The 26,620-nt window shown below is 58.6% G+C and carries 27 protein-coding genes; 19 read left to right on the top strand and 8 right to left on the bottom strand.

The window, feature by feature from the left end; all coding sequences use genetic code 11:
• The first annotated feature begins 15 nt into the window (after window positions 1-15).
• From puuE to AC8GFZ_RS09915, 11 genes are all read left to right on the top strand, one after another.
• On the top strand, window positions 16-981 hold the full coding sequence (gene puuE / locus AC8GFZ_RS09965; RefSeq protein ID WP_506644728.1) for an allantoinase PuuE: 966 nt from the start codon (window positions 16-18) through the stop codon (window positions 979-981).
• Entirely contained in the window at window positions 978-2,756 is a 1,779-nt protein-coding gene (gene uraD, locus AC8GFZ_RS09960) for a 2-oxo-4-hydroxy-4-carboxy-5-ureidoimidazoline decarboxylase (protein ID WP_506644727.1), read from the top strand. The genes puuE and uraD overlap by 4 nt, the downstream gene beginning before the upstream one ends.
• The gene (locus tag AC8GFZ_RS09955) at window positions 2,753-3,994 is read left to right on the top strand and encodes a M20 family metallopeptidase (protein WP_506644726.1); all 1,242 of its coding nucleotides are present in this window, start codon (window positions 2,753-2,755) and stop codon (window positions 3,992-3,994) included. Before uraD ends, AC8GFZ_RS09955 begins: the two co-directional genes overlap by 4 nt.
• 339 nt (window positions 3,995-4,333) lie before the next feature.
• Window positions 4,334-5,362, top strand: coding sequence for an ABC transporter substrate-binding protein (locus tag AC8GFZ_RS09950; protein WP_506644725.1), 1,029 nt, complete (start codon window positions 4,334-4,336; stop codon window positions 5,360-5,362).
• A 12-nt stretch (window positions 5,363-5,374) separates the two neighbouring features.
• Window positions 5,375-6,181: an ABC transporter ATP-binding protein gene (locus AC8GFZ_RS09945; protein WP_506644724.1), complete on the top strand. Its 807-nt coding sequence runs from the start codon at window positions 5,375-5,377 to the stop codon at window positions 6,179-6,181.
• A gap of 17 nt (window positions 6,182-6,198) precedes the next feature.
• Window positions 6,199-6,966, top strand: coding sequence for an ABC transporter permease (locus AC8GFZ_RS09940; RefSeq protein ID WP_506644723.1), 768 nt, complete (start codon window positions 6,199-6,201; stop codon window positions 6,964-6,966).
• A gap of 331 nt (window positions 6,967-7,297) precedes the next feature.
• Window positions 7,298-7,900: a hypothetical protein gene (locus AC8GFZ_RS09935; RefSeq protein ID WP_506644722.1), complete on the top strand. Its 603-nt coding sequence runs from the start codon at window positions 7,298-7,300 to the stop codon at window positions 7,898-7,900.
• A gap of 8 nt (window positions 7,901-7,908) precedes the next feature.
• Window positions 7,909-9,555, top strand: a complete 1,647-nt coding sequence (locus AC8GFZ_RS09930) for an ion transporter (protein ID WP_506644721.1) — start codon at window positions 7,909-7,911, stop codon at window positions 9,553-9,555.
• Window positions 9,556-9,616: 61 nt separating this feature from the next.
• Window positions 9,617-10,537, top strand: a complete 921-nt coding sequence (locus AC8GFZ_RS09925; protein WP_506644720.1) for an ion transporter — start codon at window positions 9,617-9,619, stop codon at window positions 10,535-10,537.
• Window positions 10,534-11,478 (top strand): ion transporter, encoded by a 945-nt coding sequence (locus tag AC8GFZ_RS09920; protein ID WP_506644719.1) that lies wholly within the window; start codon window positions 10,534-10,536, stop codon window positions 11,476-11,478. The genes AC8GFZ_RS09925 and AC8GFZ_RS09920 overlap by 4 nt, the downstream gene beginning before the upstream one ends.
• 42 nt (window positions 11,479-11,520) lie before the next feature.
• Window positions 11,521-12,378 carry an urease accessory protein UreD gene (locus AC8GFZ_RS09915; protein ID WP_506644718.1) on the top strand — a complete coding sequence of 286 codons (858 nt, stop codon included), beginning with the start codon at window positions 11,521-11,523 and terminating at the stop codon, window positions 12,376-12,378.
• A gap of 552 nt (window positions 12,379-12,930) precedes the next feature.
• Here the strand turns inward: AC8GFZ_RS09915 and urtE are convergent.
• From urtE to urtA, 5 genes are all read right to left on the bottom strand, one after another.
• Window positions 12,931-13,623 (bottom strand): urea ABC transporter ATP-binding subunit UrtE, encoded by a 693-nt coding sequence (gene urtE / locus AC8GFZ_RS09910; RefSeq protein WP_506644717.1) that lies wholly within the window; start codon window positions 13,621-13,623, stop codon window positions 12,931-12,933.
• A 1-nt stretch (window position 13,624) separates the two neighbouring features.
• A complete protein-coding gene (gene urtD / locus AC8GFZ_RS09905) occupies window positions 13,625-14,497 on the bottom strand; it encodes an urea ABC transporter ATP-binding protein UrtD (RefSeq protein ID WP_506644716.1) in 873 nt (290 codons plus the stop codon).
• Window positions 14,494-15,630 (bottom strand): urea ABC transporter permease subunit UrtC, encoded by a 1,137-nt coding sequence (gene urtC / locus AC8GFZ_RS09900; protein ID WP_506644715.1) that lies wholly within the window; start codon window positions 15,628-15,630, stop codon window positions 14,494-14,496. The genes urtD and urtC overlap by 4 nt, the downstream gene beginning before the upstream one ends.
• 3 nt (window positions 15,631-15,633) lie before the next feature.
• Window positions 15,634-17,226, bottom strand: coding sequence for an urea ABC transporter permease subunit UrtB (gene urtB / locus AC8GFZ_RS09895; RefSeq protein WP_506644714.1), 1,593 nt, complete (start codon window positions 17,224-17,226; stop codon window positions 15,634-15,636).
• A gap of 103 nt (window positions 17,227-17,329) precedes the next feature.
• On the bottom strand, window positions 17,330-18,604 hold the full coding sequence (gene urtA, locus AC8GFZ_RS09890) for an urea ABC transporter substrate-binding protein (RefSeq protein ID WP_506644713.1): 1,275 nt from the start codon (window positions 18,602-18,604) through the stop codon (window positions 17,330-17,332).
• A 426-nt stretch (window positions 18,605-19,030) separates the two neighbouring features.
• Between urtA and ureA the strand changes: the two genes are divergently transcribed.
• The 8 genes from ureA (at window position 19,031) to AC8GFZ_RS09850 (ending at window position 24,464) form a co-directional block, all read left to right on the top strand.
• On the top strand, window positions 19,031-19,333 hold the full coding sequence (ureA, locus tag AC8GFZ_RS09885; protein WP_506644712.1) for an urease subunit gamma: 303 nt from the start codon (window positions 19,031-19,033) through the stop codon (window positions 19,331-19,333).
• Window positions 19,334-19,380: 47 nt separating this feature from the next.
• A complete protein-coding gene (locus AC8GFZ_RS09880; RefSeq protein ID WP_506644711.1) occupies window positions 19,381-19,542 on the top strand; it encodes a hypothetical protein in 162 nt (53 codons plus the stop codon).
• Entirely contained in the window at window positions 19,539-19,868 is a 330-nt protein-coding gene (locus AC8GFZ_RS09875) for an urease subunit beta (protein WP_506644710.1), read from the top strand. The genes AC8GFZ_RS09880 and AC8GFZ_RS09875 overlap by 4 nt, the downstream gene beginning before the upstream one ends.
• Window positions 19,868-21,637, top strand: coding sequence for an urease subunit alpha (gene ureC, locus AC8GFZ_RS09870; protein WP_506644709.1), 1,770 nt, complete (start codon window positions 19,868-19,870; stop codon window positions 21,635-21,637). Before AC8GFZ_RS09875 ends, ureC begins: the two co-directional genes overlap by 1 nt.
• Window positions 21,638-21,719: 82 nt before the next feature.
• On the top strand, window positions 21,720-22,364 hold the full coding sequence (gene ureE, locus AC8GFZ_RS09865; protein ID WP_506644708.1) for an urease accessory protein UreE: 645 nt from the start codon (window positions 21,720-21,722) through the stop codon (window positions 22,362-22,364).
• Window positions 22,365-22,405: 41 nt separating this feature from the next.
• Window positions 22,406-23,092 carry an urease accessory protein UreF gene (locus tag AC8GFZ_RS09860; RefSeq protein WP_506644707.1) on the top strand — a complete coding sequence of 229 codons (687 nt, stop codon included), beginning with the start codon at window positions 22,406-22,408 and terminating at the stop codon, window positions 23,090-23,092.
• Window positions 23,089-23,754, top strand: coding sequence for an urease accessory protein UreG (ureG, locus tag AC8GFZ_RS09855; RefSeq protein ID WP_506644706.1), 666 nt, complete (start codon window positions 23,089-23,091; stop codon window positions 23,752-23,754). Before AC8GFZ_RS09860 ends, ureG begins: the two co-directional genes overlap by 4 nt.
• 89 nt (window positions 23,755-23,843) lie before the next feature.
• The gene (locus AC8GFZ_RS09850) at window positions 23,844-24,464 is read left to right on the top strand and encodes a flavin reductase family protein (protein ID WP_506644705.1); all 621 of its coding nucleotides are present in this window, start codon (window positions 23,844-23,846) and stop codon (window positions 24,462-24,464) included.
• Between the two features lie 59 nt (window positions 24,465-24,523).
• Here the strand turns inward: AC8GFZ_RS09850 and AC8GFZ_RS09845 are convergent, their stop codons facing one another.
• The 3 genes from AC8GFZ_RS09845 to AC8GFZ_RS09835 are packed head-to-tail and all read right to left on the bottom strand — an operon-like array spanning window position 24,524 to window position 26,569.
• Window positions 24,524-24,835, bottom strand: a complete 312-nt coding sequence (locus tag AC8GFZ_RS09845; protein ID WP_506644704.1) for a non-heme iron oxygenase ferredoxin subunit — start codon at window positions 24,833-24,835, stop codon at window positions 24,524-24,526.
• 7 nt (window positions 24,836-24,842) lie between these two features.
• Window positions 24,843-25,319, bottom strand: coding sequence for an aromatic-ring-hydroxylating dioxygenase subunit beta (locus AC8GFZ_RS09840; RefSeq protein ID WP_506644703.1), 477 nt, complete (start codon window positions 25,317-25,319; stop codon window positions 24,843-24,845).
• The gene (locus AC8GFZ_RS09835; protein WP_506644702.1) at window positions 25,316-26,569 is read right to left on the bottom strand and encodes an aromatic ring-hydroxylating dioxygenase subunit alpha; all 1,254 of its coding nucleotides are present in this window, start codon (window positions 26,567-26,569) and stop codon (window positions 25,316-25,318) included. The genes AC8GFZ_RS09840 and AC8GFZ_RS09835 overlap by 4 nt, the downstream gene beginning before the upstream one ends.
• Between the last annotated feature and the right edge of the window lie 51 nt (window positions 26,570-26,620).

The raw sequence follows: 26,620 nt of genomic DNA, 5'->3' as shown, positions 1-26,620 counted from the left end.
GAAAAGGACCCCCCCATGAACTACGACAGCACCCGGCCCTACCCCCGCGACTTGGTCGGCTACGGCCGCAACCCGCCGCACGCCCAATGGCCCGGCCAAGCCCGGGTGGCGGTGCAATTTGTTCTCAACTACGAAGAAGGCGGCGAAAACGCCACCTTGCACGGCGACGCCGGCAGCGAACAGTTTTTGAGCGAAATGTTCAACCCGGCCAGCTACCCCGACCGCCACATGAGCATGGAAGGCATTTACGAATACGGCTCGCGCGTGGGGGTGTGGCGCATCCTGCGCGAGTTTGAGCGCCGAGGCTGGCCCATGACCGTGTTTGGCGTGGCCATGGCCCTGGAGCGTCACCCTGAATTGACCACCGCTTTCCATGAGCTGGGACATGAAATCGCCTGCCACGGCTGGCGCTGGATCCACTACCAAAACCTGGACGAAGCCACCGAGCGCGACCACATGCACAAAGCCCTGGCCATCATCGAGCGCCTGACCGGGCAGCGCCATGGCCAAAGCGACACCGTGCACGGTGCGGGTTGGTACACCGGGCGCGACAGCCCCAACACCCGCCGCTTGGTGGTCGACCACGGCGGCTTTGTCTACGACTCCGACTACTACGGCGACGACCTGCCCTTTTGGATGAAAGTGGCCAAAACCAATGGACAAGTGGTGCCCCACCTGGTGCTGCCCTACACCTTGGACACCAACGATATGCGCTTTTCATCGGCCCAAGGCTTTGCCCAAGCCGAAGACTTCTTTATTTACTTGCGTGACACCTTTGACGCCTTGTATGCCGAAGGTGCTGACAGCCCCAAGATGATGAGCGTAGGCATGCACTGCCGATTGCTCGGCCGCCCTGGCCGCATCGTGGCGCTGCAAAAGTTCATGGACCACATTGAGCGCCACGACCGGGTTTGGGTGTGCCGGCGCATCGACGTGGCCCAGCATTGGCGCCAAGTCCACCCCTACCAGGAAGCACCATGACACTCAGCCTTGACCAACTGAATGCGATGCCGCCCGCTGCGGCATTGCAGGCCTTGCATGGTTTGTACGAGCACTCCGATTGGATCGCCGAAAAAGCCCTGGCCCAGCGCCCCTTCACCAGCGCCGCACACCTGAAACAAGCCATGGTGCAGGTGCTGCGCTCTGCGGGGCGTGAAGCGCAGCTCACACTGATCCGTGCCCACCCCGAATTGGCCGGCAAGGCCATGTTGGGCAATGCCCTGACCGCCGCCTCCACCGATGAGCAAAGTCGAGCGGGCCTGACCCATTGCAATGCGCAAGAGCTGGCCCTGATCCAGCAACTCAACCGCGACTACAACGCCAAATTTGGCTTTCCCTTCATCTTGGCGGTGCGGGGTCCGCGCAGCCAGGGGCTGAACCGTGCACAAATCATCGCCACCTGGCAAAGGCGTTTGGGCAACCCGGTGGACTTTGAATTCGCCGAGGCCTTGCGCAACATCCACCGCATTGCCGAAATTCGCCTCAACGACAAACTCGGCGTTCACCCCAGCTTGGGCCAAGAGGTCTGGGACTGGCACGAGTGGCTGGCGCAATTCAGCGACCCCGGCTTTGCCGAGCGCGGCGAGTTGACCGTCACCTACCTCACCGCCGCGCACCAAGCCTGCGCCCAAACCCTCACCTTGGGCATGCAAGCCTGCGGCTTTGACGAGGTCCACACCGACGCGGTGGGCAATGTGGTGGGCGTCTATCACGGGGCATCGCCCAAGGCCCAACGCTTGCTCACCGGCTCGCATTACGACACGGTGCGCAATGGGGGCAAGTACGACGGGCGCTTGGGCATCTTGGTGCCCATGGCCTGTGTGCGCGAACTCGCCCGCCAGGGCCGGCGCTTGGCCCACGGCATTGAGGTGGTGGCCTTTGCCGAAGAAGAAGGCCAGCGCTACCGGGCCACGTTTTTGGGCTCTGGGGCCTTGGTGGGGCAGTTCAACCCCGCTTGGCTGGATCAAACCGATGCCGACGGCATTGCCATGCGCGAGGCCATGGCCCAAGTGGGGCTGAACCCCAAGGCCATTGGCACCTTGCAACGCGACCCATCCCGTTACCTGGGCTTTGTGGAAGTCCACATCGAGCAAGGCCCGGTGCTCAACGAACTGGACATGCCCTTGGGCGTGGTGACCAGCATCAACGGCAGCGAACGTTATTTGTGCGACATCCACGGCATGGCCAGCCACGCGGGGACCACACCCATGGACCGCCGCCGAGACGCCGCCGTGGCCATGGCCGAATTGGCCTTGTACATGGAGCGGCGTGCTGCGCGCGACGGCGACTCGGTGGCCACCATCGGTCAGTTGCAAGTGCCCAATGGCTCGATCAATGTGGTGCCGGGTCGCTGCCAATTCAGCTTGGACATGCGCGCACCGCTCGACGCCCAACGCGACGCCCTGGTGGCCGATGTGATGGCCGAGTTGGACGCCATTTGCCAACGCCGTGGGGTGCGCCACCACACCGAAAAAGCCATGAGCGTTTCGGCCGCACCCAGCCACCCCGAATGGCAACGGCGCTGGGAAAACGCGGTGACCGCTTTGGGTTTGCCGGTGCACCGCTTGCCCAGCGGCGCAGGACACGACGCCATGAAATTGCATGAAGTCATGCCCCAGGCCATGCTGTTTGTGCGCGGCGAAAACAGCGGCATCAGCCACAACCCCTTGGAGAGCGTGAGCTGCGATGACCTCCAACTGGCCATCGACGCCTTTGCCCATTTGCTCGACCACTTGCACGAAACACCCACACCATGAACCACCACGCCCAAATTGATACCTGGATTGACCAGCACTTTGACGAAGAAGTCGGCTTTTTGCAGGCCTTGGTGCGGGTGCCCACCGACACCCCGCCGGGCAACAACACACCGCATGCGCAGCGCACCGCCGAATTGCTGCGCGCCATGGGCATGGTGGTCGAAGCCCATGAGGTGCCTGCCGCCGAAGTGCAGGCCCAAGGCTTGGAATCGATCACCAATCTGATCGTGCGCCGCCGCTATGGCGACGGCCCCACCATTGCCCTGAATGCGCACGGCGATGTGGTGCCCCCCGGCGAGGGCTGGCGCCACGACCCGTATGGCGCTGAAATTGTCGACGGCCAGATGTTTGGCCGCGCCACCGCGGTGAGCAAATGCGACTTCGCCACCTTCACTTTTGCGGTGCGGGCGCTTGAGTCCCTGGGCTTGCCGCTCAAAGGGGGGGTGGAATTGCACTTCACTTACGACGAAGAGTTCGGTGGCGAACTCGGCCCCGGTTGGTTGCTCGAAAAGGGGTTGACCAAGCCCGATTTGATGATGGCCGCAGGCTTCAGCTACCAAGTGGTGGTGGCCCACAACGGCTGCTTGCAACTCGAGGTGACGGTGCACGGCGAGATGAGCCATGCCGCGATTCCCGACAGTGGCGTGGATGCGCTGCAAGGCGCCACCCACATCCTGAACGCCTTGTATGCGCTGAACGCCGATTACCTCAAGGTCACCTCCCAAGTGGAGGGCATCACCCACCCCTATCTGAATGTCGGTTTGATCCAAGGCGGCACCAACACCAATGTGGTCCCCGGCAAAGTGGTCATCAAGCTGGATCGGCGCATGATCCCCGAGGAAGACCCCGCGCAAGTGGAAGCGCATTTGCGCGAAGTGATCGCCAAAGCCGTGGACAGCTTCAAGCCGCCGCGGGGGGGCCGCCACATCCGCGCCGATGTCAAACGCCTGTTGCTCGCCCGGGCCATGGTGCCCCTGAGTGGCAACCGCCCCTTGGTGCAAGCTTTGCAAAAACATGGCACGGAGGTCTTTGGCGAGCCCATCCCGGCTGTGGGCACACCGCTCTACACCGATGTGCGCTTGTATGTGGAGCGCGGCATCCCCGGCGTGATTTACGGCGCGGGGCCACGCACCGTGCTCGAGTCACATGCCAAAAGGGCTGATGAGCGGCTGAATTTGCAAGACCTGCGCCGCGCCACCAAGGTGGTGGCGCGCAGTCTGTTGGATTTGCTCAGCTGAACCCCTTGGCCAGTGACCCAATCCTTGCACCCGATGCCAACCCCAGCACCCACTTCCGCTGAGGTGGGCACCGCTCCTCCTCGGGTTTTCATGGGGTGGCGCCGCACCCAAACTGTATACAATTTTGTATGGATTGATCGATCCTGCGCGCCAGGCCCGCGCTGCCCTCCCAGGCACAAAGGCGAAACTGGTGCAAGGTGCACCAATGAGGATTGGCAATGCACACCGCAGGTGCGGCGCAGGTTGTCAGATGGGGGAAAATGCGTGTTGACCCCCCAGCGACCTGCCCATGCTGGGCATCTATATTGCTAAACCCTTTCACCATCATTAGGAGTTTCCATGTCCAAACGCCCCTTCCTCAAACTTTCCCTGCTGGCCACCTTGGCCCTGTCAGCCACCTGGGCCCAGGCCCAAACCACCCCGATCAAATTCCAATTGGATTGGCGTTTTGAAGGCCCAGCCGCCTTTTTCACCCACCCCGTGGCCGCCGGCTACTTCAAAGACGCCAAGCTCGATGTGACAGTGGACGCCGGCAACGGCTCGGGCGGTGCGGTCACCCGCGTGGCTTCTGGCACTTACGACATGGGCTTTGCCGATTTGGCCGCCTTGATGGAATTCCACGCCAACAACCCCGACGCCCCCAACAAGCCCGTGGCCATCATGATGGTCTACAACAACACCCCGGCATCGGTCATGGCGCTGAAAAAGTCAGGCATCAAAGTGCCCGCTGATTTGGCCGGTAAAAAATTGGGCGCACCGGTGTTTGACGCCGGCCGCCGTGCCTTCCCCATCTTCCAAAAAGCCAACGGCATTGGCACCGTGGCCTGGACGGCGATGGACCCCCCGTTGCGTGAAACCATGTTGGTGCGCGGCGACGTGGACGCCATCACCGGCTTCACCTTCACCTCGCTGCTCAACATCGAAGCCCGCGGCGTCAAGGCCGAAGACGTGGTGGTCATGCAGTACCCCGACTTTGGCGTGAAGTTGTATGGCAACGCCATCATCGCCACACCCAAAATCCTGCGCGAAAACCCCGAAGCCGTGAAAGCCTTCCTGCGGGCCTTCACCAAAGGCGCCAAAGATGTGATCGCCAGCCCTGCCAAAGGCATCGAATCGGTCAAGGCCCGCGACGGCATCATCAACACCGAACTCGAAGTGCGCCGCCTCAAGCTGGCCATCGACACCGTGATCAACAGCCCCGATGCGCGCAAAGAAGGCTTTGGTCAAATCCAAGGCCCACGCATGGCCCTGATGGCGTCGCAAGTCTCCGACGCCTTCAACACCAAGTCACGCGTCAACCCCGATGCGATTTGGAACGGCAGCTTTTTGCCCAGCGCCAAAGACCTCGACATCCTGCCTAAAAAATAAGCACCCGAATTCATGACTGCTGCTGCCGAAAACTTCGTCGACTTTCAAAACGTTTGGCTGGCCTACAACGACGAGTTGTTGGCGCAAAACCACTTTGCGGTCGAAGACATCAACCTCCAGGTCAAACAAGGCGAGTTCATCGCCATCGTGGGGCCTTCGGGTTGCGGCAAATCCACTTTCATGAAGCTCACCACGGGTTTGCGCCGCCCCACCAAGGGCAGCATCCATGTGGGTGGGCAAATGGTCGACGGTCCGCTCAAGATCAGTGGCATGGCGTTTCAAGCGCCATCGCTGCTGCCTTGGCGCACCACCTTGGACAACGTGCTGCTGCCGCTGGAAATTGTCGAACCCTACCGCAGCCAGTTCAAAGAAAAACGTGCCGAATTTGAAGCCCGCGCCATCGACTTGTTGCGCAGCGTGGGCTTGGGCGGCTACGAGCGCCAATTTCCCTGGCAACTCTCGGGCGGCATGCAGCAGCGCGCCAGCATTTGCCGCGCCCTGATCCATGAGCCCAAAATGCTGTTGCTTGACGAGCCCTTTGGTGCCTTGGACGCCTTCACCCGCGAAGAACTCTGGTGCACCCTGCGCGACCTGTGGACCGAGCGACGCTTCAATGTCATCTTGGTCACCCACGATCTGCGCGAGTCGGTGTTTTTGGCCGATACCGTTTATGTGATGAGCAAAAGCCCTGGCCGCTTTGTGGTGCGCCGCGAGATTGATTTGCCGCGCCCGCGTGATTTGGAAATCACCTACACCCCCGCATTCACCGACATCGTGCACGAATTGCGCAGCCACATTGGCGCGATTCGCAAAACCTGAGCCGATCGCCAAGCCCCATGAACAACAAAAAACTCGAACGCTGGTCGCCACTGATTTTGCTGGTGGTGACATTGCTCATCTGGGAAGGCCTGTGCCGGGCCTTCTCGGTGTCTGAATTCATCTTCCCAAGCCCCTCGCGCATCGCCCAGCAAACCGTGGAGTATTCGGGGGTGATCGCCGCCCACGCTTGGCGCACCTATTGGGTCACCATGGCCGGTTTTGGCATTGCCATTGTGGTGGGCGTGCTGCTCGGCTTTGTGATTGGCAGCTCGCGCTTGGCCTATGCCGCGGTTTACCCCTTGATGACGGCCTTCAACGCCCTGCCCAAAGCCGCCTTTGTGCCCATCTTGGTGGTGTGGTTTGGCATTGGCATTGGCCCGGCCATCTTGACCGCTTTTTTGATCAGTTTTTTCCCCATCACCGTCAACATCGCCACCGGCTTGGCCACCTTGGAGCCTGAACTCGAAGACGTGTTACGCGTCTTGGGGGCCAAGCGCTGGGACGTGTTGGTCAAGGTCGGCCTGCCGCGCTCCATGCCTTACTTTTTTGGTTCGCTCAAAGTGGCCATCACATTGGCCTTTGTCGGCACCACCGTGTCTGAGATGACCGCCGCCAACGAAGGCATTGGCTACTTGCTGATTTCTGCCGGATCGGCCATGCAAATGGGCCTGGCCTTTTCTGGCCTGGTTGTGGTGGGCGTGATGGCCATGGCCATGTATGAGCTGTTCAGCTACATCGAAAAGAACACCACGGCCTGGGCCCACCGCGGCTCGCAAAACACCTGAGCCGAGTGCCACGCCACTGCCGTGGCACAGGGCTGTGCAGCGCCCTGACCTGGCTGCATCTTGAGAGACTTTGAGGGTTTTGAAATCCCAGTTGGCGTGATGCATCCATTTGCATGCGGCCATGCTTGCGCATAACGCAACAGTCTTATGTTTGAGTTGCCAGCGCTATTCACCCGGGGTGAACCCTAAATTATTCAGCCGTGGGCCACATATAAACCATCCTGGCATTCAGCATCAAATTTTTCTATTTTGTTAATTGATTTACGAATATCATCGGAATCACAACAAGCTGGAATTTCAAAATGTCAGCGATTTCAAGAGGATGATATTTATGAGCTCTGCACAAGCGCAGCCCACCCCACCAGTGTCGACGCAACCCACTGCCACAGACTGGCTCTTCCTGCTGTCTTGCGCAGTGGCTTTGGCCGTGGTGGCATGGTTTGGGAAGATGAATTACACCGAAGCCAACAAAACCGAGACCGCCAAACGCAATGGCGAAGCCGTTGTTTCTTGGATGCAAGAGGCCACCGCGGGCCGCTTTGAAGCGGACTTTGGCGTGGCCGCATGCGCAGGCACTGCACCATCCCCTGATGGCGCTGCACCTGCGGCCGATAAAGCGGCCACAGCGAAAGCACCCAACACCTGGGGTGGTTGTTTGGAAGCCATCTTGATGCAATCGAACATGAAGGCCTTGGACAACCCGTTTCGCGATGGCATTGCGCTGGACTTTGCGCCCGCCTGCAACCCCGATGACCGCAGCTTGGCGGGCAACATCGTGATTGAAAAAATCACCGCTACCCCCCCCGGGTCGGCCATTCCGACCATCATTTCTCCGATCACCCCCGATGTGGTGATCGATCAAAAAATCCAGGTGCGCGTGTCGGTTTGTGACAAGGGTGCTTATGCGGTCAAAGTGGCCGAGTTTGAATTCTGAGGTGCCCCATGGAACAACCCCGCAAAGCCATCCAAATCGCTGACCTTGACGCCGCACACCTGTTGGGTGTCGAAGTAGAGGCCGACATTTCACCTGATTTGCCGCGCCGCCAGTGGCTGTACGCCTGGCTGCTCAACCCCAATATCCCGGGCAACTACCAAAAGTCTGTGGACAAGTGGATCGCCATTTTGATCATCGCCAACTTGTTCACCATGGTGCTCGAACAAGTCCCCGCCATCTTTGAACCCTACAAAAACTGGTTCCACGCCTTTGATGTGTTCTCCATCATCGTGTTCGTGATTGAATACCTCACCCGCTTTTACCTGGCGCCCGAGGACGAAGAATTCAAAGAAAAAGGCAATCCCCGCTTGGCCTATGTGGCGAGCCCATTTGCCATCATCGACTTGCTGGCCATCCTGCCCTTCTTTTTGCAGGCCTTTGTGCCGGTGGACTTGCGGGCCCTGCGTTTTTTGCGGTTGCTGCGAATTCTGAAAATCTTCCGCGTCCTGTTGCCGGCCATCAAAGAGTTCAAAGAGCTCAACCGCGAGCGCACGTTCCGCCAAAAAATCCATGCCTTGGTCTTTGAAAGTGCTTACGGCGGCAAGCTGAAAGACTTTTTTGATTTGTTCATTGGCGTGTGGGTGCTGATTTCGGTGCTCGCTGTGGTGCTGGAGACGGTGGCCTCGGTGAGTTACCTGATCAATATCGAGTTTGTGATTTTGGACACCATCGCGGTGGCAATTTTCACCATCGAATTCATGATGCGCATTTATTCAGCGGTGGAGGAACCGGGCCACCGCAATCCGCTGACAGGTCGCGTCAAACAGTTCACCAACCCGTCGACCTTCATCGACTTTTTGGCGATCTTGCCCTTCTTTTTGGAGGCCTTGTTGCACCATGTGCTGGACTTGCGCTTCTTGCGGATCTTCCGCTTGGCCCGCTTGCTCAAGCTCACCCGCGGCAGCGACGCCACGGCCACCTTGTTCAAGGTGATCAAACGCGAGTGGCCGGTGATGAGCGCCGCAGCCTTCATCATGATTTTGCTGATCGTGCTGACCGCCAGCTTGGGCTATTTGGTTGAACACGCGGCCCAACCCGAGAAGTTTGAAAACATCCCGACCGCCATTTATTGGGCGGTGATCACCCTGGCCTCGGTGGGTTATGGCGACATCTCACCCGTCACACCGATTGGTCGCGCCATCACCGTGGTCATGTCCTTGCTGGGCATTGGTATTTTTGCCATCCCCGCCGGTTTGTTGGCGTCTGCCTTCAGCGACCAACTGCACAAAGAACGCGACGCCTTGAAGGCCAGTATTTTGCGAATGTTGGGCGATGGTGAATTGGACGAAGAAGAAATGGCCTTGTTGCGCTCAGAGGCCAAGCGTTTGCACTTGACGGTGGAGGAAATGAACTCCATCTTGGAAGTCCTCCAATTGGAGATGGAAAACGCCCGCAAGAGCTTGATGCAACTGCCGGTCAACGTGATTGCACAAACCCCCTTGCATGCGGTGGAGCACTACAAGTACTTGCTCAACCAAATTGCGCAGTTGGGTATTTACGTGGATCAGAAAGCCTTTTTGGAAAAGGCACAGTCAGATGACCGATTGACCGTGAGTGAAGTCGAAATCTGGAAGCGCATCCTCGAGCACCGTTGAAGCTTTGAAAACCGACACGCGCCCCTTAGGGGGTGCGTTTTTTATCCTGACTTGAGTTGATGTGACCCCTATTTCTTCACCGCAATCCCTGCAGCGCACCGTGATGGAGGTGCTTGATGGGTCGCCCAAACATGCGGTCAGCCGCTATGTGGAGTGGCTGATCACCATCGTCGTCTTGGTCAATTGCTCGGCCGTGATTTTGGACTCCATCCCCGAAGTCCATGCCGAATACAAAGATTTTTTTCATGAGTTGGAATTTTGGAGCGTGATGTTTTTCACGCTGGAATATGTGCTGCGGGTGTGGTCGCTCGGGGCCAAGTTCGCCGCGACAGAAGGTGGTGCCTGGAAAGGCCGCCGGGGCTATATCTTCAGTGCCTTTGGCTTGATCGATTTTTTTGCCACCATGCCGTTTTACCTGCATGTGTTTTTCCCCACCTTGGATTTGCGCATCTTGCGGGTTTTGCGTTTGCTGCGCATCCTCAAGCTGTCCAAATACAACACCGCCTTGCAAGACTTGTTTGCTGCGGTTCATTCTGAGCGGCGCGCTTTTGGCTCTGCGGCGTTTTTGCTGCTGATTGCCACCGTCGTGTCAGCGTCGCTCATGCACTTTGCCGAAGGGCACGAACAGCCCCAGCACTTTGGCTCTATTCCGCACTCGATTTACTGGGCCATTGTCACCATCACCGCCGGTTACGGCAATGTGGAACCAGTGACCAAAGCCGGAGAAATCATTGCCTTGCTAACTGGCTTTTTGGGGGTTTGCATGGCGGCCATCATGACCGGCATTGTGGCCTCGGCCTTTTCCAACCAGATGTCGCGCAAAAAAGCCGCCTACCAAAGCCAGTTGCGCCAAGTCTTGTCCGATGGGGTGGTGTCTGATGCTGAGCGCGAAAGCCTGCGCCGCTTGCAACAACAGTTTCGTTTGTCGGATGCCCAGGTTCAGTCCATGATTGATGAGCACAAAGCGGAGAAGTCATCATGAATGAAGCCACCGCCGAAAGCCTGGGCACCGTGGCCCGCATCCAGCGCCGTATTTACGAGGTGTTGGATGGCGCGGTCATGGACCGCACCAGCAAAATGGTTGAAATTTTCATCGCCTCTTTGGTGGTGGCCAATGTGGTGGCCATCATTTTGGAGTCGGTGCAATCCTTTCACGACGAATACGAGCAGTTTTTCCATGTGTTCGACACGTTCAGCGTGATCGTGTTTTCGATTGAATACGTGTTGCGGGTGTGGTCGTATGGCCGCAAATACATGGGTACCGAGCCCGGCTTGGCCTGGAAGGGTCGCAAAGAATATTTGTTCAGTATTTACGGCTTGGTCGACTTTTTCAGCACCGTGCCTTTTTACCTGCAATTGCTCATGCCCGGCGCCGATTTGCGGGTGTTGCGCATGTTCCGTTTGCTGCGCATCTTCAAGCTGTCGCGCTACAACAGCGCCATGGACGACATGTTTGAGGCCATCAAATCCGAGCGCGACTCCTTTTCTTCGGCCCTGTTTTTGCTGTTCATCAGTTGCCTGCTGTTTTCGTCTTTGATTTACATCATTGAAGGTCACGACCAGCCCGAAGTCTTCCCATCCATCCCAGCGGCCATGCATTGGTTCATCTTGACCATCATCGCGGGCTGGGGGAATGTGGACCCAGTCACTTACTTTGGCGTGGCCTTGGTGGTGGTGACCCAAATTTTGGCCATTGCCTTGGCGGCCATCCTGACCGGTGTGGTGGCCACGGCTTACACCGCCCAAGTGCAACGGCGCGAGTCGCTGTATGAGATGGAAGTGCGCGAGGTCTTGGCCGATGGCGTGGTCAGTGAGGCTGAGAAGCAAAAGCTGAAAACCTTGCAAGCCAAATTTGGCATGTCCAACGAACAGGTCGAGGCCATTGCACGGCAAGTGGCCGCCGAGAAAAAATCCGCCTCTTGATGGCCCGCGCAGGCCAAGCGCCTGCGCCACAATGCGGCTGATATGTCCGCTGACCTGCCCTCCTCTGCCCACCGCTGGCCCGCCAGCTTGGCACTGCATTACCAACAAGCCTCGGGGCGCAGCGTCGTCCACCACCAACACCAGGGCCCCTTGCGGGTGCTCAAAAGCCTGTACCCCGAAGGCGACGCGGTGTGCCACAACGTGCTGGTGCATCCGCCGAGTGGCTTGGTGGGCGGTGACACCCTGGACATCCAAATACAAGTCGATGCGGGTGCCCACGCCCTGATCACCACCCCAGGGGCGACCCGTTTTTACCGCAGCGAACAAGGCTTGGCCCAGCAAAAGGTGAGTGTGGCCTTGGCGCCTGGTGCCAAACTGGAATGGTTGCCATTGGAGACGATTGCCTACAGCGGTTGCCAAGCTTTGAATCAATGGGTGGGCCAGTTGTCACCCGGCAGCGAATTGATGGCCTGGGACATGCTGGCTTTGGGCCTGCCACATGCGAACTTGGCCTTTGATCAAGGGCACTATGCGCAGCACCTGGAAATCAAGGGCATGTGGTTGGAGCGCGCCCATTTGGCCGCAAGCGATGAACGCTTGCTCAACAGCCCCCTGGGGCTGGCCGGCCAGCGCTGCATGGGCACTTTGGTGATGGCCCAAGGCAGCCCGTGGGCTGAGGCGCAGCGTCAACTGGCAGTGGATGTGGCACGCCAAGTGTGCGAAGCAAGCCCTTTGACAGTTTGGTCAGGCGTCACCTCCCCAGACCCGCGCATGGTGGTGTTGCGTGTGTTGGCGCCGCAGGTGGAAGCGGTGTTTCATTTGCTCAAGTTGGTGTGGCTGGCTTGGCGCACCGACATATGGCGCATGCCCACGGTGCCGCCGCGGATTTGGGCGATGTAACTCCCCCTCTTAAACTGCCATCTCGGGGTATGCGTGGCTTTGAACTCCCCCTCTTAAACCGCCATCTCCGGTGCGTGGCATTTAACTCCCCCTCTAAACCGCCATCTCGGGGTGTGCAAGCCTCCTCCGGTCGCTTCGCTCCAACGTCGTCGGCCCGCACACCCACTCGTGCCGGTTTCAAAGTGATGTGGGTATGCCATTTGTTGGCACGCATCCATCTCTTTCGCAGCACCGGTGGTGGGTGCGTCGCCCGACAACATCTGAGCGCAGCGACTGGCGGAGGGCGGCGTACCCACCGGCGGGGCGGGCTCAGAACCCAGTTGGGCCGCACACCCACTCGTGCCGATTTCAAAGTGATGTGGATTTGCCATTTGTTGGCGCGCATCCATCTCTTTCGCAGCACCGGTGGTGGGTGCGTCGCCCGACAACATCCGAGCGCAGCGACTGGCGGAGGGCGGCGTACCCACCGGCGGGGCGAGCTCAGCGACAAATCAGGCTGGTAGCTTGACGCTCAAAGTCACATGGGCCAAAAGAATTGGAATCTGACCCCCATTAAATCGAGACCAACTGCCGAATATTTTTGCTGTGCATTTCAGAGCCAGGCCCATGGGCGATGATCTCTCCGCGCTCCATCACCAGGTATTGGTCGGCCAGCTCTTGGGCAAAGTCGTAGTACTGCTCGCACAACAAAATGGCCATGTCGCCGCGCTGGGCCAATTGTTGAATCACGCGCCCAATGTCTTTGATGATGCTGGGCTGAATGCCTTCAGTCGGCTCGTCCAACACCAACAACTTCGGGCCGCCAGCCAATGCGCGGGCAATCGCCAATTGCTGTTGCTGACCACCCGACAAATCACCGCCACGGCGATGGCGCATTTGGTCCAGGATGGGAAACAACTCAAACAATTCTTGCGGAATGCGGGCGCTTCCTGGGCGGGTGGCCAAGCCCATGCGCAAGTTGTCTTCCACCGTCAAGCGGTTGAAAATCTCGCGCCCCTGAGGCACATAGCCAATGCCGGCGCGGGCCCGCTCGTAGGGGGTGGCACGGGTGATCAACTGACCTTCAAAATTGATGCTGCCCTCACGGATGGGCACCAAACCCATCAGCGACTTGAGCAAGGTGGTTTTGCCCACCCCGTTGCGCCCCAGCAAGACGGTGATCTGCCCCGGCTGGGCGGTGAGCGAAACATTGCGCAGGATGTGTGAGCCGCCGTAATACTGGTGAATGTGTTGCACGTTCAGCATGTCAGCGCCCCAAATAAACTTCGATGACCCGCTCATCGGCCTGCACCTGGTCGAGCGTGCCTTGGGCCAATACCGACCCGTCGCACAGCACGGTGACGATGTCTGAAATGCGCCGAATGAAGGACATGTCGTGCTCCACCACCATCAGCGAGTGCCTGCCCTTCAAGGACAAAAACAATTCGGCGGTGCGCTCGGTTTCGTGGTCGGTCATGCCGGCCACCGGCTCATCGAGCAGCAGCAGTTTGGGCTCTTGCATCAGCAACATGCCGATCTCCAGCCATTGCTTTTGGCCGTGGCTAAGGTTGCCGGCCATGGCATTCACCGCAGTGGACAGGTGAATCGTCTCCAGCACCTCGGCCAATCGGTCGCGCTGAACACCGTTCGGGCGAAAGCGCATGGAAGCCGCCACGCCTTTGTTGGTTTTCAAGGCCAGTTCCAGGTTTTCGTAAACGCTGAGTTGCTCAAACACGGTGGGCTTTTGGAACTTGCGGCCAATTCCGAGCTGGGCAATGCCGGGTTCGTTGTGGCGCAACAGGTCTATCGTGCTGCCAAAAAAAATCCGGCCCGCATCGGGTCGCGTTTTGCCGGTGATGATGTCCATCATGGTGGTTTTGCCCGCGCCATTGGGGCCAATGATGCAACGCAACTCGCCCGGGGCAATGTCCAATGACAAACCGTTGATGGCCTTGAAGCCATCAAAGCTCACATGGACATCTTCCAAGTAAAGGATGCGGCCATGGGTCAGGTCCAATTCGCCGGCCTGGTGCAAACGGGCGTAGGACGCTGCCCGGCCGCCAGACTCTGAAGGCTGCGCACGTTGGGCCTGGGCTTTTTGGTAACGCTCGGCCCCTTGGGCCATCAAATCGGGGGTCATGCGTCACCCCGCTGGGACGGGCCAACACTGGCACCCCAGCGGCCCCTAAGCTGTCGCACCCAACCCACCACACCATGGGGCAAATACAGGGTGACGATGATGAACAAGCCGCCCAAGAAATACAACCAAATTTCCGGCGCAGTGACCGTCAGCCAGCTTTTGGCACCATTGACCAAGAATGCACCGACGATGGGGCCGATCAAGGTGCCGCGCCCACCGACAGCCGCCCAAATGGCGATTTCAATCGAGTTGGCCGCACTCATTTCGCTGGGGTTGATGATGCCCACTTGTGGCACATACAAAGCGCCCGCCACACCACACATCACCGCCGACAACACCCAAATGCTGAGCTTGTAGGGCAAGGGTGAATAGCCGCAAAACATCAAACGGCTTTCGGCGTCACGCACGGCTTGCAGCACCCGGCCATATTTGCTGCGCATGAGCCAGCGTGCCAACAGGTAAAAGCCCAGCAAGGTCAAACCGGTGAGCACAAACAACACCATGCGCATGTGCGGTGTGGCCAGGGGCATGCCCAATATGCGCTTGAAGTCGGTGAAACCATTGTTGCCGCCAAAGCCGGTCTCATTGCGGAAAAACAGCAGCATGAAGGCAAAGGTCATGGCCTGGGTGATGATGGAAAAGTAAACCCCTTTGATGCGCGAGCGAAAGGCAAAAAAGCCAAACACCAAGGCCAACAAACCGGGCGCCAACACCACCAAGGCCAAGGTGGCGGCAAAGCTGTCGCTCAAGGCCCAGTGCCAAGGCAGTTCTTTCCAATCCAGAAACACCATGAAGTCGGGCAAGTCCGATTTGTAGTTGCCATCGCGCCCAATTTGGCGCATCAGGTACATGCCCATGGCATAGCCACCCAAGGCAAAGAACAAGCCGTGCCCCAAAGACAAAATACCGGTGAAGCCCCAAATCAGGTCCATGGCCAAGGCGCATATGGCATAGCACATGATCTTGCCCAGCAGTGAAACCGCGAAGTCACTCAAATGCAAGGGGTGACCGGCGGGCAGCATCAAATTGAGCAGGGGTGCCAAGGCCGCCACCACGGCCACACACACGATGTAAACCGTCCAGCCACTGGGGCTGAGCAAAGGTTTGGGGCTGGGTAACAAAACAGCGCCCATCGATCAAGCCTCCGCGCTGCGGCCCTTCATCGCGAACAAACCTTGCGGTCGTTTTTGGATGAAGACAATGATGAACACCAAGACCGCGATTTTGGCCAACACGGCGCCGGTCCAGCCCTCCAGGAATTTATTTAGCACCCCCAGGCCCAGGGCCGCGTACACCGTGCCAGCGAGTTGGCCGACGCCACCGAGCACCACCACCATGAAGGCATCAACGATATAGCCTTGGCCCAAGTCGGGCCCCACATTGCCCACCTGGCTCAAAGCGCAACCTGCCAAACCGGCGATGCCCGAACCCAGGGCAAAGGCGATGGTGTCAATGCGTGCAGTGTGCACACCCATGCAAGATGCCATGGCGCGGTTTTGCGTGACGCCGCGCACAAACAAACCCAAACGGGTTTGGCTGATCAGCAAGGCCATGCCCACCAACACCAGCATGGCGAAGACCACGATGAACAAGCGGTTCCAAGGCAGCACCAAATTGGCCAGCACTTGTACGCCACCGCTCATCCAACTGGGGTTTTCCACCGCCACGTTTTGCGCCCCAAACAAACTGCGCACGGCTTGCATCAGCACCAAGCTGATGCCCCAGGTGGCCAACAAGGTTTCCAAGGGGCGTCCATACAAATGCCGCAAAACACCGCGCTCCATCGCAGCCCCCACCAATGCGGCGGTCAGAAAGGACACCGGCAATGCCGCGATCAAGTAAGCATCAAACCACCCCGGCAGGTACTGGCGATACAAGCCCTGAACCACATAGGTCGCATAAGCCCCCACCATCATCAGTTCGCCATGGGCCATGTTGATCACGCCCATCAAGCCATAGGTGATGGCCAAACCAAGGGCAACCAACAGCAAAATAGAACCCAAGCTCAATCCAGTGAACAACACCCCCCAGCGCTCGCCCCAGGCCAGTGCGGCTTGGATGTCGCGCAGGGCAGCACCGATTTGTGCCTTGACCTGGGCATCGCTCTCCACGGCCCATTGCTGGTTGAGCAGCAACTGCACCTCTGGGGTTTTGGCCTGCGCCAAGGCTTGCGCAGCACGCATGCGCTGAGCTGTATCTTCGCTGGTGATTTCTATGGCCGCCTGGGCCCAAAGCAATGCTTGGCGAATGTCATCGCGGCCTTCAGCGGCCAAGGCCTTGGCAATCAGTGGGGCTTTGGCCAAGTCGGGCTCTTTGATCAAGGCTTGCGCGGCTTTCATGCGCACAGCGTTGTCGGGACTGAGCAACTTCAAGGCGGCCAAAGCCGCATCAATTTCACCGCGCATGCGGTTGTTGCTGACCACATCCTGCGCATCAGCTGCAAGGGCTTGGGCTGATCCATCCACCGGGCTGAATGACTGCCCATCGCGCAGCACCCAAACGGTGTCGCCTGAAAACTTCACCAGGTCGTCGGCCAGTGCCTGCAAAAAAGTGGCGGTGGACGCATCGGCCTGCAACAAGGCTTGGTTCAAGACTTGCAAACGCGCGTCGGTATCGCCCTCGGCCATGCCACGCGCTTGGGCCATGGTGAGGGCCTGTGCGCCCACCGACCATCCCAACAAACAAGTCGCCAAAACACAGCGCTGCAAGCAACGCAAAAGAAAAAACATGGGGTGTCAGATCACAATGAAAAGGGGAGGGACAGTCGCCTCCTCCCCTGGTTGATAAAGCAACCCATGCCCTGATGGGTCACCCACAGCCGCGCTGTGCGCCTTACTTTTTGGCGGGCTCGTCAGGCTTTTTGTCGTTGCCTTCGATGTACGGGCTCCAAGGTTTGGCCTTGACCGGGCCTGGGGTCTTCCACACCACATTGAACTGGCCATCGGCCTTGATCTCGCCAATGAACACCGACTTGTGCAGGTGGTGGTTTTTCTCATCCATTTTGGAGGTGATGCCAGAGGGTGCCTTGAAGGTTTGACCGGCCATGGCAGCAATCACTTTGTCGGTGTCGGTGGACTTGGCCTTCTCGACGGCTTGCTTCCACATGTTGATACCGATGTAGGTGGCTTCCATGGGGTCGTTGGTCAAAGGCTTGTCTTTGTGGCCTGCGATGTTTTTGGCCTTGGCATACGCCGCCCACTTTTTGGTGAACTCGTCATTGGCGGGGTTCTTGATGCTCATGAAGTAGTTCCAAGCGGCCAAGTGACCGACCAAAGGCTTGGTGTCCACGCCACGCAACTCTTCCTCACCCACGGAGAATGCGACCACAGGCACGTCTTTGGCTTTCAAGCCTGCATTGCCCAACTCTTTGTAGAACGGCACGTTGGAGTCACCATTGATGGTCGACACCACGGCGGTCTTGCCACCGGCGGCAAACTTTTTCACATCGGCCACGATGGTCTGGTAATCGCTGTGGCCAAAGGGGGTGTATTTTTCGTCGATATCGCTGTCTTTGACGCCCTTGCTCTTCAAGTAAGCGCGCAAAATTTTGTTGGTGGTGCGGGGGTAGACATAGTCAGTGCCCAGCAACACCCAACGCTTGGCGCTGCCGCCGTCTTTGCTCATGAGGTAATCCACCGCAGGGATGGCCTGCTGATTCGGGGCGGCACCGGTGTAGAACACATTTTTGGACAGCTCTTCACCCTCGTACTGCACGGGATAGAACAGAAGACCGTTGAGCTCTTCGACCACGGGCAATACCGACTTGCGGCTCACCGATGTCCAGCAACCAAAGATCACAGACACCTTGTCTTGGGTCAGCAGTTGCTTGGTTTTTTCAGCGAACAAAGGCCAGTTGGATGCGGGGTCAACGATCACGGGCTCGAGTTTTTTGCCCAACACACCGCCCTTGGCATTGATCTCGTCAATGGCCATCAACACGGTGTCCTTCAACACGGTTTCAGAAATGGCCATGGTGCCCGACAAACTGTGCAACACGCCCACCTTGATGGTGGCTTGGGCAAACACAGGTTGCACAGCGATCAGGCTGCCACTGACCACAGCGGCGGCATACGCCAACGATTTCAAATGACCACGACGATTGAACATGAACAGGCTCCAGACAAAAGGGTTGAAAGTGATGGGCGTTATCAGCGCTCATGCATCTCTACGCAATCACCATGCCAAGGCACAAAAAAATTTTGTAGTTGACCGCCATCGCACTGATGAACGCCTCTGTGCACGCCTCTCGCCAAAGGCTTGCGCAACTCGACTGCGCCAGATTGCGACCGCAGTCAATCTGACATTCAAAGGTCTCAAAAAGATCACAAAAAAGACTCCATTAGCCGCTCACGCGCACTGTTTTGGTGAGGGTCGAATCGGGCATCGCACCATTTCCCCGCTTGTCGGGTCGAAACGCGCGAGTGGGCCGCACCAAAACAGAGCGACAAAGCACCGCACAAGTCGCTGGTCCTGAGATTCAGGGGCACAACATTTGCATCACAATCATGCCGATGAAACGGACCTGGAAATGACATGGAACTCACGCCCCGCGAAAAAGACAAGCTCTTGATCTTCACAGCCGGTTTGCTGGCCGAGCGCCGCAAGGCACGCGGTCTGAAGCTCAACTACCCCGAAGCGGTGGCCTTCATCAGCGCGGCCGTCATGGAAGGTGCGCGTGACGGCAAGACCGTGGCGCAACTCATGAGCGAAGGGCGCACCCTGCTCACCCGTGCCGATGTGATGGAGGGCATTGCTGAAATGATCCCTGACATCCAAGTCGAAGCCACTTTTCCGGATGGCACCAAGCTGGTGACGGTGCACCAACCGATTGTTTGATCCACATCCACCACAAACCTCACATATACAGTTTGAAGGCACTCCCCATGAAAAACCTATTTTTGTTGTCCGCAGTCAGTTTGAGCAGCTGGGTACAGGCCCATGACGGCCATGGCTTGGCGGGTTCCCACTGGCACCCCACCGATGCCCTGGGCTTTTTAGCAGTGCTGGTGGTCGTGGCCGCTGTGTGGTGGGCTGGCCGCAAATGAGCCAACGCTTTATCCCTGGTGAGTTGTTCACCGATACCGGCCACCACGAACTCAACACCGGCAGACGCACCCACACCTTGGTGGTGAAAAACAGCGGCGACCGCCCGATTCAAGTGGGCTCGCACTACCACTTCGCCGAAACCAACACGGGTTTGCTGTTTGACCGTGAGGCCGCACGTGGCATGCGCTTGAACATCGCATCAGGCACGGCGGTGCGCTTTGAGCCGGGCCAAGAACGCACCGTGGAATTGGTGGACTACGCGGGAACACGCGAGGTCTATGGCTTTCGCGGCGAGGTGCAAGGCGCATTGAAAGGAGCCGCGTGATGGCCCAGATTGAAAAACGCGCTTACGCCGAAATGTTTGGCCCCACCGTGGGCGACCGCTTGCGCTTGGCCGATACCGACCTCATTGTTGAAGTGGAACAAGACTACACCTTGCGGGCGGGCAGCTATGGCGAGGAAGTGAAATTTGGTGGCGGCAAAACCATCCGCGACGGCATGGCGCAAAGCCAGCGCACCCGCAACGGCCCCCTGGGCACAGGCGCACAAGCCGGTGGCGCGATGGACTGTGTGTTGACCAATGCGCTCATCATCGACCACTGGGGCATTGTGAAAGCCGACATCGGCATCAAAAATTCTCGCATTGCCGCCATTGGCAAAGCGGGCAACCCCGACACCCAACCGGGTGTGGACATCGTCATTGGGCCGGGGACGGAAATCATTTCTTGCGAAGGCATGATCGTGACCGCCGGCGCCATCGATACCCACATCCACTTCATCGCCCCGCAACAAATTGAAGAGGCCCTGGCCAGCGGCGTCACCACCATGCTCGGCGGCGGCACGGGACCGGCCACCGGCACCTTTGCCACCACCTGTACACCCGGCCCATGGAACATCGAGCGCATGTTGCAAGCGGCCGATGCCTTCCCCATGAACTTGGGCTTTTTGGGCAAGGGCAATGCGGCCTTGCCCGATTCGCTGCATGAGCAAATCAACGCCGGTGCGATTGGCCTGAAGTTGCACGAAGACTGGGGCACCACGCCAGCAGCCATCGACAACTGTTTGAACGTGGCCGAAGCCACCGACACCCAAGTGGCCATCCACACCGACACCTTGAATGAGTCGGGTTTTGTGGAAGACACGGTGGCCGCATTCAAGGGCCGCACCATCCACACCTTTCACACCGAGGGTGCGGGTGGCGGCCATGCGCCCGACATTTTGAAAGTGGTGGGCGAGGCCAATGTACTGCCCTCCTCCACCAACCCCACACGCCCCTACACCATCAATACGCTGGACGAACACGTGGACATGCTGATGGTCTGCCACCACTTGGATGCGTCCATCGCCGAAGATTTGGCGTTTGCTGAGAGCCGCATCCGCAAAGAAACCATCGCCGCAGAAGACATCTTGCACGACTTGGGTGCGATCAGCATGTTCTCGTCTGATTCGCAAGCCATGGGCCGTGTGGGCGAAGTCATCATGCGCTGCTGGCAGACCGCGCACAAAATGAAACAGCAACGCGGCAAGCTGCCCGCTTTTGGCCCAGATGGTTTGGTGGGCGACAGCGACCGGCACGACAACGGCCGCGTCAAACGCTATGTGGCCAAGCTCGCCATCAACCCCGCTATTGCTCACGGCATCAGCCACGAGGTGGGCAGCATCGAGGTGGGCAAATGGGCCGACATCGTGTTGTGGAAACCGGCGTTTTTTGGGGTGAAGCCTTTCATCATCATGAAGGGTGGCTTCATTGCCATGGCCGCCATGGGCGACCCCAATGCCTCCATCCCCACACCGCAACCGGTGCACTACCGACCCATGTTTGGCGCATTTGGCGGTGCGCTGCACCGGGGTTCACTCAGCTTTGTGTCGCAAGCGGGATTGGCTGGCGGCATTGGTGAACGCTATGGCCTGCACAAAACATTGAGCGCGGTGAAAAACATCCGCGGCATTGGCAAGCGCCACATGCTGCACAACGACTACGCGCCACACATGGATGTGGACGCCCAAACCTATGCGGTGCGGGCTGATGGGCAACTGCTCACCTGCGAACCCGCCAGCGTGCTGCCCATGGCGCAGCGCTATTTCTTGTTCTGATTTTTATTTGGGGTCAGATTCCAATTAAATTGCATTTCGACTTTTGCCTCAATAATTGGAATCTGACCCCATTTAAATCACCATGATCCATTTCTCCAAACTCATTCGCAATGGCCACGGCTTGGCACCTGTGCTCTTGAAACGTGCAACGTCCATCACCTTGGACTGGGACGTGCGGCAAAAAAGCCGCTTTGAATCCACCGACAGCGCGGGGCGTCAGGTGGGTGTGTTTTTGCAGCGCGGCCAAGTGGTGCGCGGTGGCGATGTGTTGGTGGGTGAAGACGGCTCGCTGCTCAAAGTGCTGGCCGCGCCCCAAGCCGTGTTGCGCATCACCCATTGCACAGCGCACGGCACACCGTTTGACTTGACCCGCGCAGCCTACCACTTGGGCAACCGCCATGTGCCCATTGAACTGCAAGCCGATCACTTGAAGATTGAACCCGACCATGTGCTGGCCGATATGCTGCGTGCCATGCACCTCATCGTCAACGAGGTGAGTGAAAGTTTCGAACCCGAAAACGGTGCTTATGGCGAGCATGGGGGTGGTCACCACCATGGCCATGGCGATACCCATGGGCATGACCACCATGCACACCACGATCATGGCCATGACCCATCGGATGCGCACCACCCGCATGTGCATGGGTCGCAATGTGACCACGACCACGACCACGACCACAGCCACGCTCATGGGCATGGGCATGGGCATGACAAGCCCAAAGCTTGATGCGGCCGTTTCCGAAGTCTGCCCAATCCCGTTGCTGAAACATGCGTGAGTTGTCTCCCACCGCTTTGATGATGCTGATGCAACTGGCCTCACCGGCTTTACCGGTGGGTGGGTTTTCGTATTCCGAAGGCCTGGAAGCGGCGGTGGAGCATGGCCTGGTGCACGACGAAGCCTCTGCCCAGACCTGGTTGATCGATCAACTGCTGCTCGTGCAAGCCCGAAGCGATTTGGCGGTGCTGGCCCAAGCCATGGCCGCATGGGCCCAACCCGATGTGCCCCGCTTGCAGCAGCTCAACGACTGGCTGCTGCAAACCCGCGAAACCCATGAGATGCGTTTGCAAACCGAACAAATGGGCCGTTCATTGGTAGATTGGCTGCGCAACCAAGCGCAAGCCGATGCCGCACGCTTGTCCATTTGCGCGGCGCTGCCGCCGACGTGGCCGCTGGCTTTTGCACTGGCCTTGCACACCCACCAGGCACCGGTGCGCGATGGGCTGCTGGCCAGCGCGTTTGGCTGGGCCGAAAACATGGTGCAGGCCGCATTGAAGTCCGTCCCACTGGGCCAACGCAGTGGGCAGCGCATCTTGGCCGCCTTGAGCGCGGCCATTCCCGAGGCAGTCTCGCATGCCATTGGCCTGAGCGATGACACGCGCCAAGCCTTTGCCCCGCGCTTGGCGATTTTGTCGGCGCGCCACGAAACCCAATACTCCAGGCTGTTCAGATCATGACCACACCCCTTCACCACATTGCCAATCGCCACAAAAAACTCCCACCCCTGCGCGTGGGCATTGGTGGCCCCGTGGGCTCAGGCAAAACCACATTGCTCGAAATGCTGTGCAAAGCCATGCGCGACCAATACGACCTGGTGGCCATCACCAACGACATTTACACCAAAGAAGACCAGCGCATCCTCACCGTAAGCGGCGCATTGGAGGCCGAGCGCATCATGGGGGTGGAAACCGGCGGCTGCCCGCACACCGCAATCCGTGAAGACGCTTCCATCAATTTGGAGGCGATTGATCGCATGCTGGAAAAGTTTCCGAATGCCGATGTGGTGTTTGTGGAAAGCGGCGGTGACAACCTGGCCGCCACCTTCAGCCCTGAGCTCAGCGACTTGACGATTTATGTGATCGACGTGGCCGCGGGTGAAAAAATTCCCCGCAAGGGTGGGCCTGGCATCACCAAGAGTGATTTATTTGTGATCAACAAGACCGATTTGGCACCCCATGTGGGTGCTGACTTGGCGGTGATGGAGGCCGACACGGTGCGCATGCGCACCCAGGCCCAAGGTTTGCGGCCTTATGTGATGACCAATTTGAAAACCCTCACCGGTGTGACCGAGGTGGTGGAATTCATCGTGCGCAAAGGCATGCTACCTGCCCATGGTTAAATCGGGGCCACCCTGGTCCCAGCACGCCTGATCAACCGTACCGCGGCGTTCAACGCCATCTTCATTTTTTTCTCCCCTCCACATTCACCATGTCCACTGACATTCATTTCTACGAGCCCGCACAAGGGCATGGCTTGCCCCACGATCCGTTCAACTCCATCGTGGCACCGCGACCGATTGGTTGGGTGTCGACCCGCAGCGCCAGCGGTGTGTTGAACTTGGCACCCTACAGCTTTTTCAATGCCTTCAACTACATCCCACCCATCGTGGGTTTTTCCAGCATCTCGCGCAAAGACTCGCTCAACAACGTGGAAGAAACCGGCGAGTTTGTCTGGAACCTGGTGACCCGGCCCTTGGCCGAGGCGATGAACCAAACCTGTGCCGCCGTGCCGCCGGATGTGAACGAATTTGAATTGGCCCACCTCACCCCCGTGGCCTCGCGCATCGTCGATGTGCCCCGCGTGGCCGAAAGCCCCGTGGCCTTTGAATGCAAGGTGACGCAAATCGTGCAGCTCAAATCAGCCGCCGGTGCCGATGTGCCCACCTGGCTGGTGCTGGGCGAGGTGGTGGGTGTGCACATTGAGCGGCGCATGCTCAAAGACGGTGTGTACGACACCGCCAACGCCCAACACATCACCCGGGGCGGCGGGCCGGGCGACTACTTTGGCATCGGGCCCGAGCAGCTGTTCAAGATGTACCGGCCGAAATAAGGGGCCACTGGGCAAGGCCCATGGGGTGGCCCCGGGTCAAGCCGCTGACCGATCCAAACTCACAACTGCAAAAACACCTGCCCGCCTTCGATCTTGATGGGGTAGGTTTTGATCGCCTCGGTCACCGGCGCACAAGTGGGCGCACCGGTGCGCACATCAAAGCGACCTTGGTGAAAAGGACATTCCACCTCGTGGCCTTCGATGAAACCATCGCACAGCAAGGCGTTGCCGTGGGTGCAATAGTTGTCGGTGGCATAGGCCTGACCTTCGATGCTGAACAAGGCGATGTGCCGCCCCTGCACTTGCACGCCAATGCCAGCGCCGTCGAACAAATCGGTTTCTGCGGCCACGGCCGTCCATTCAGTCGTCATGCAAACCTCAAATCGGGTAAATGATGGAGTTGGGAATCATCTCAGAGTCGTAGATGCACCAGCGCTTGGCAAACTTCAAACCCTGCGGGGTTGTCACCACTTCGTCGATGTAGCGGCCCACGTTGAACACCGTGCTGTCTTTGTTGTACTTGGTGCGAAACACCGCGTAATTGGCCTCGCTGCGGATGACGCCGTCGCGCACCTCGCGCACCACGGGCGTGCCCACCACATGGCGTTGGTAATAGGGGTCGTGGAACAGGGTTTCGCGGATGGCATAGGCGCGGTCCATCAACATGCCTTTGCTCTCGAACGACAAAGTGGACAAAGGGAAACCACGCTCGTGGTTTTCACGCGGTTGCAGTTTGTATTCGCATTCGTCGGTGAAAAATTCCGGCCAGGCGTCCCAGTGGCCCGAGTCCACCGCCAAGGCGTAATCGGTGTACAGCGCTTGCAGTTGAAAAAACAGTTCCAAATCGATCTTCATGCTTGCATCACCTTGCGCCAGTATTCGTACATGCCCCGGATCAACGACTCGGTCACCATGTGGTCGGCGTCGGCCACATCGCGCCCGCCCAACTCGGCCAAGGCCCGGTGCTCGGGTTTTTGTTCAAAGCCCATTTGCGACAACTCGATCACCTCGCCATCGTCGGCCGAGACAAAGCCTGCCGGTCCAAACAAATTGGATTGGCGCAAGCGGCGGCGGGTCATCTCAGGTGTGTCCTCGGCAAAGCCGAAATGCGTCCACACAAAATCAAAGGCGCCGTGGCCATCGGGTTGGATGTGGCGGGTGGACACGCTGTTGACCTGCTGCTGAAAAATCACGCTCGGAAACAAGGTGACCATCGCCGCCGAGGGACCATTCCACCAAGCTTCGGGCACGATGTCCAAAAAACGGTCATCGTTGAGTTTCATGTCTTCTTTGAAACTCGAGACCTGGGTCACCTGATCGGCCTTGCCCATCGCGCCCCGGGTGGAGACCATGGCACCGTGGCGGTGGTGGGCGTCCATTTTGAGTTCGGATTTGTTATCTGCACGCCACAAACCAAAGGTGACGAACCACGAGTGCAGCAAACCCGGGTGGTACGGGTCTTTGATGTTTTCCAGCATCAGCTTCCAGTTGCCAGGGATGCGCTGGCGGTTGTAGCCCAGCAAGGTGAGTTTTCGGCCATCGAACAAGCGGTCAAAGTAATGCAAGATGGTGGGGCCCATGAAGTCCTCCAAGGACTCCACATCGTGGTCAAACGATGCAAACACCACACCACCACGGGTGGCCACCTTGAGCGGGGTCAGGCTGTGGTCTTCGGTTTTGAAGTCGGCCGGCATGCCGCCATTGACCTTGCCGCCTTGGCGCACGCCACGCCGAAAGGGCACGCCCTGCAACTGGCCCTGCAGGTTGTAGCTCCACTGGTGATAGGGGCAGACCAACTCTTTGCGATTGCCGTGGCGCTCGCGCATGAATTGCATGCCGCGGTGGGCACAAACGTTTTCAAACACCTGCACCTGGCCTTGGGCATCGCGCACCATGATGACCGAACGCTCGCCCACCGCGGTGCGTTTGAAGTCACCCACCTCGGCCACTTCGACCTCCAGGCCCACATAAGACCAATGCTTTTGGTAAAAAAATCGCTCCATCTCCAATTGGTGCAAGGCGGCCTGGGTGTAGGCGGCAAAGGGAATGCGGCTGGTGTCGCCCATTTCCCAATTCAAGGCATGGGCTTGTTCATTGGCGTTCATGGTGCTGGTGTTTTCAAAAAAACCATATCTTCGCTCAAGCTGACCCCAATC

This window comes from Limnohabitans rimovensis (SeqCode), assembly GCF_965234775.1.
Lineage (GTDB): Bacteria > Pseudomonadota > Gammaproteobacteria > Burkholderiales > Burkholderiaceae_C > Limnohabitans > Limnohabitans rimovensis.
The sequence above is the reverse complement of the archived record's forward strand: the minus strand, read 5'-3'. Positions and strand labels throughout refer to the sequence as shown.

Bases quoted from the DNA above. Each gene is read 5' to 3' on its own strand.
- puuE (WP_506644728.1), top strand. From the start codon at position 16: ATGAACTACGACAGCACCCGGCCCTACCCCCGCGACTTGGTCGGCTAC.
- uraD (WP_506644727.1), top strand. From the start codon at position 978: ATGACACTCAGCCTTGACCAACTGAATGCGATGCCGCCCGCTGCGGCA.
- AC8GFZ_RS09955 (WP_506644726.1), top strand. From the start codon at position 2,753: ATGAACCACCACGCCCAAATTGATACCTGGATTGACCAGCACTTTGAC.
- AC8GFZ_RS09950 (WP_506644725.1), top strand. From the start codon at position 4,334: ATGTCCAAACGCCCCTTCCTCAAACTTTCCCTGCTGGCCACCTTGGCC.
- AC8GFZ_RS09945 (WP_506644724.1), top strand. From the start codon at position 5,375: ATGACTGCTGCTGCCGAAAACTTCGTCGACTTTCAAAACGTTTGGCTG.
- AC8GFZ_RS09940 (WP_506644723.1), top strand. From the start codon at position 6,199: ATGAACAACAAAAAACTCGAACGCTGGTCGCCACTGATTTTGCTGGTG.
- AC8GFZ_RS09935 (WP_506644722.1), top strand. From the start codon at position 7,298: ATGAGCTCTGCACAAGCGCAGCCCACCCCACCAGTGTCGACGCAACCC.
- AC8GFZ_RS09930 (WP_506644721.1), top strand. From the start codon at position 7,909: ATGGAACAACCCCGCAAAGCCATCCAAATCGCTGACCTTGACGCCGCA.
- AC8GFZ_RS09920 (WP_506644719.1), top strand. From the start codon at position 10,534: ATGAATGAAGCCACCGCCGAAAGCCTGGGCACCGTGGCCCGCATCCAG.
- AC8GFZ_RS09915 (WP_506644718.1), top strand. From the start codon at position 11,521: ATGTCCGCTGACCTGCCCTCCTCTGCCCACCGCTGGCCCGCCAGCTTG.
- urtE (WP_506644717.1), bottom strand. From the start codon at position 13,623: ATGCTGAACGTGCAACACATTCACCAGTATTACGGCGGCTCACACATC.
- urtD (WP_506644716.1), bottom strand. From the start codon at position 14,497: ATGACCCCCGATTTGATGGCCCAAGGGGCCGAGCGTTACCAAAAAGCC.
- urtC (WP_506644715.1), bottom strand. From the start codon at position 15,630: ATGGGCGCTGTTTTGTTACCCAGCCCCAAACCTTTGCTCAGCCCCAGT.
- urtB (WP_506644714.1), bottom strand. From the start codon at position 17,226: ATGTTTTTTCTTTTGCGTTGCTTGCAGCGCTGTGTTTTGGCGACTTGT.
- urtA (WP_506644713.1), bottom strand. From the start codon at position 18,604: ATGTTCAATCGTCGTGGTCATTTGAAATCGTTGGCGTATGCCGCCGCT.
- ureA (WP_506644712.1), top strand. From the start codon at position 19,031: ATGGAACTCACGCCCCGCGAAAAAGACAAGCTCTTGATCTTCACAGCC.
- AC8GFZ_RS09880 (WP_506644711.1), top strand. From the start codon at position 19,381: ATGAAAAACCTATTTTTGTTGTCCGCAGTCAGTTTGAGCAGCTGGGTA.
- AC8GFZ_RS09875 (WP_506644710.1), top strand. From the start codon at position 19,539: ATGAGCCAACGCTTTATCCCTGGTGAGTTGTTCACCGATACCGGCCAC.
- ureC (WP_506644709.1), top strand. From the start codon at position 19,868: ATGGCCCAGATTGAAAAACGCGCTTACGCCGAAATGTTTGGCCCCACC.
- ureE (WP_506644708.1), top strand. From the start codon at position 21,720: ATGATCCATTTCTCCAAACTCATTCGCAATGGCCACGGCTTGGCACCT.
- AC8GFZ_RS09860 (WP_506644707.1), top strand. From the start codon at position 22,406: ATGCGTGAGTTGTCTCCCACCGCTTTGATGATGCTGATGCAACTGGCC.
- ureG (WP_506644706.1), top strand. From the start codon at position 23,089: ATGACCACACCCCTTCACCACATTGCCAATCGCCACAAAAAACTCCCA.
- AC8GFZ_RS09850 (WP_506644705.1), top strand. From the start codon at position 23,844: ATGTCCACTGACATTCATTTCTACGAGCCCGCACAAGGGCATGGCTTG.
- AC8GFZ_RS09845 (WP_506644704.1), bottom strand. From the start codon at position 24,835: ATGACGACTGAATGGACGGCCGTGGCCGCAGAAACCGATTTGTTCGAC.
- AC8GFZ_RS09840 (WP_506644703.1), bottom strand. From the start codon at position 25,319: ATGAAGATCGATTTGGAACTGTTTTTTCAACTGCAAGCGCTGTACACC.
- AC8GFZ_RS09835 (WP_506644702.1), bottom strand. From the start codon at position 26,569: ATGAACGCCAATGAACAAGCCCATGCCTTGAATTGGGAAATGGGCGAC.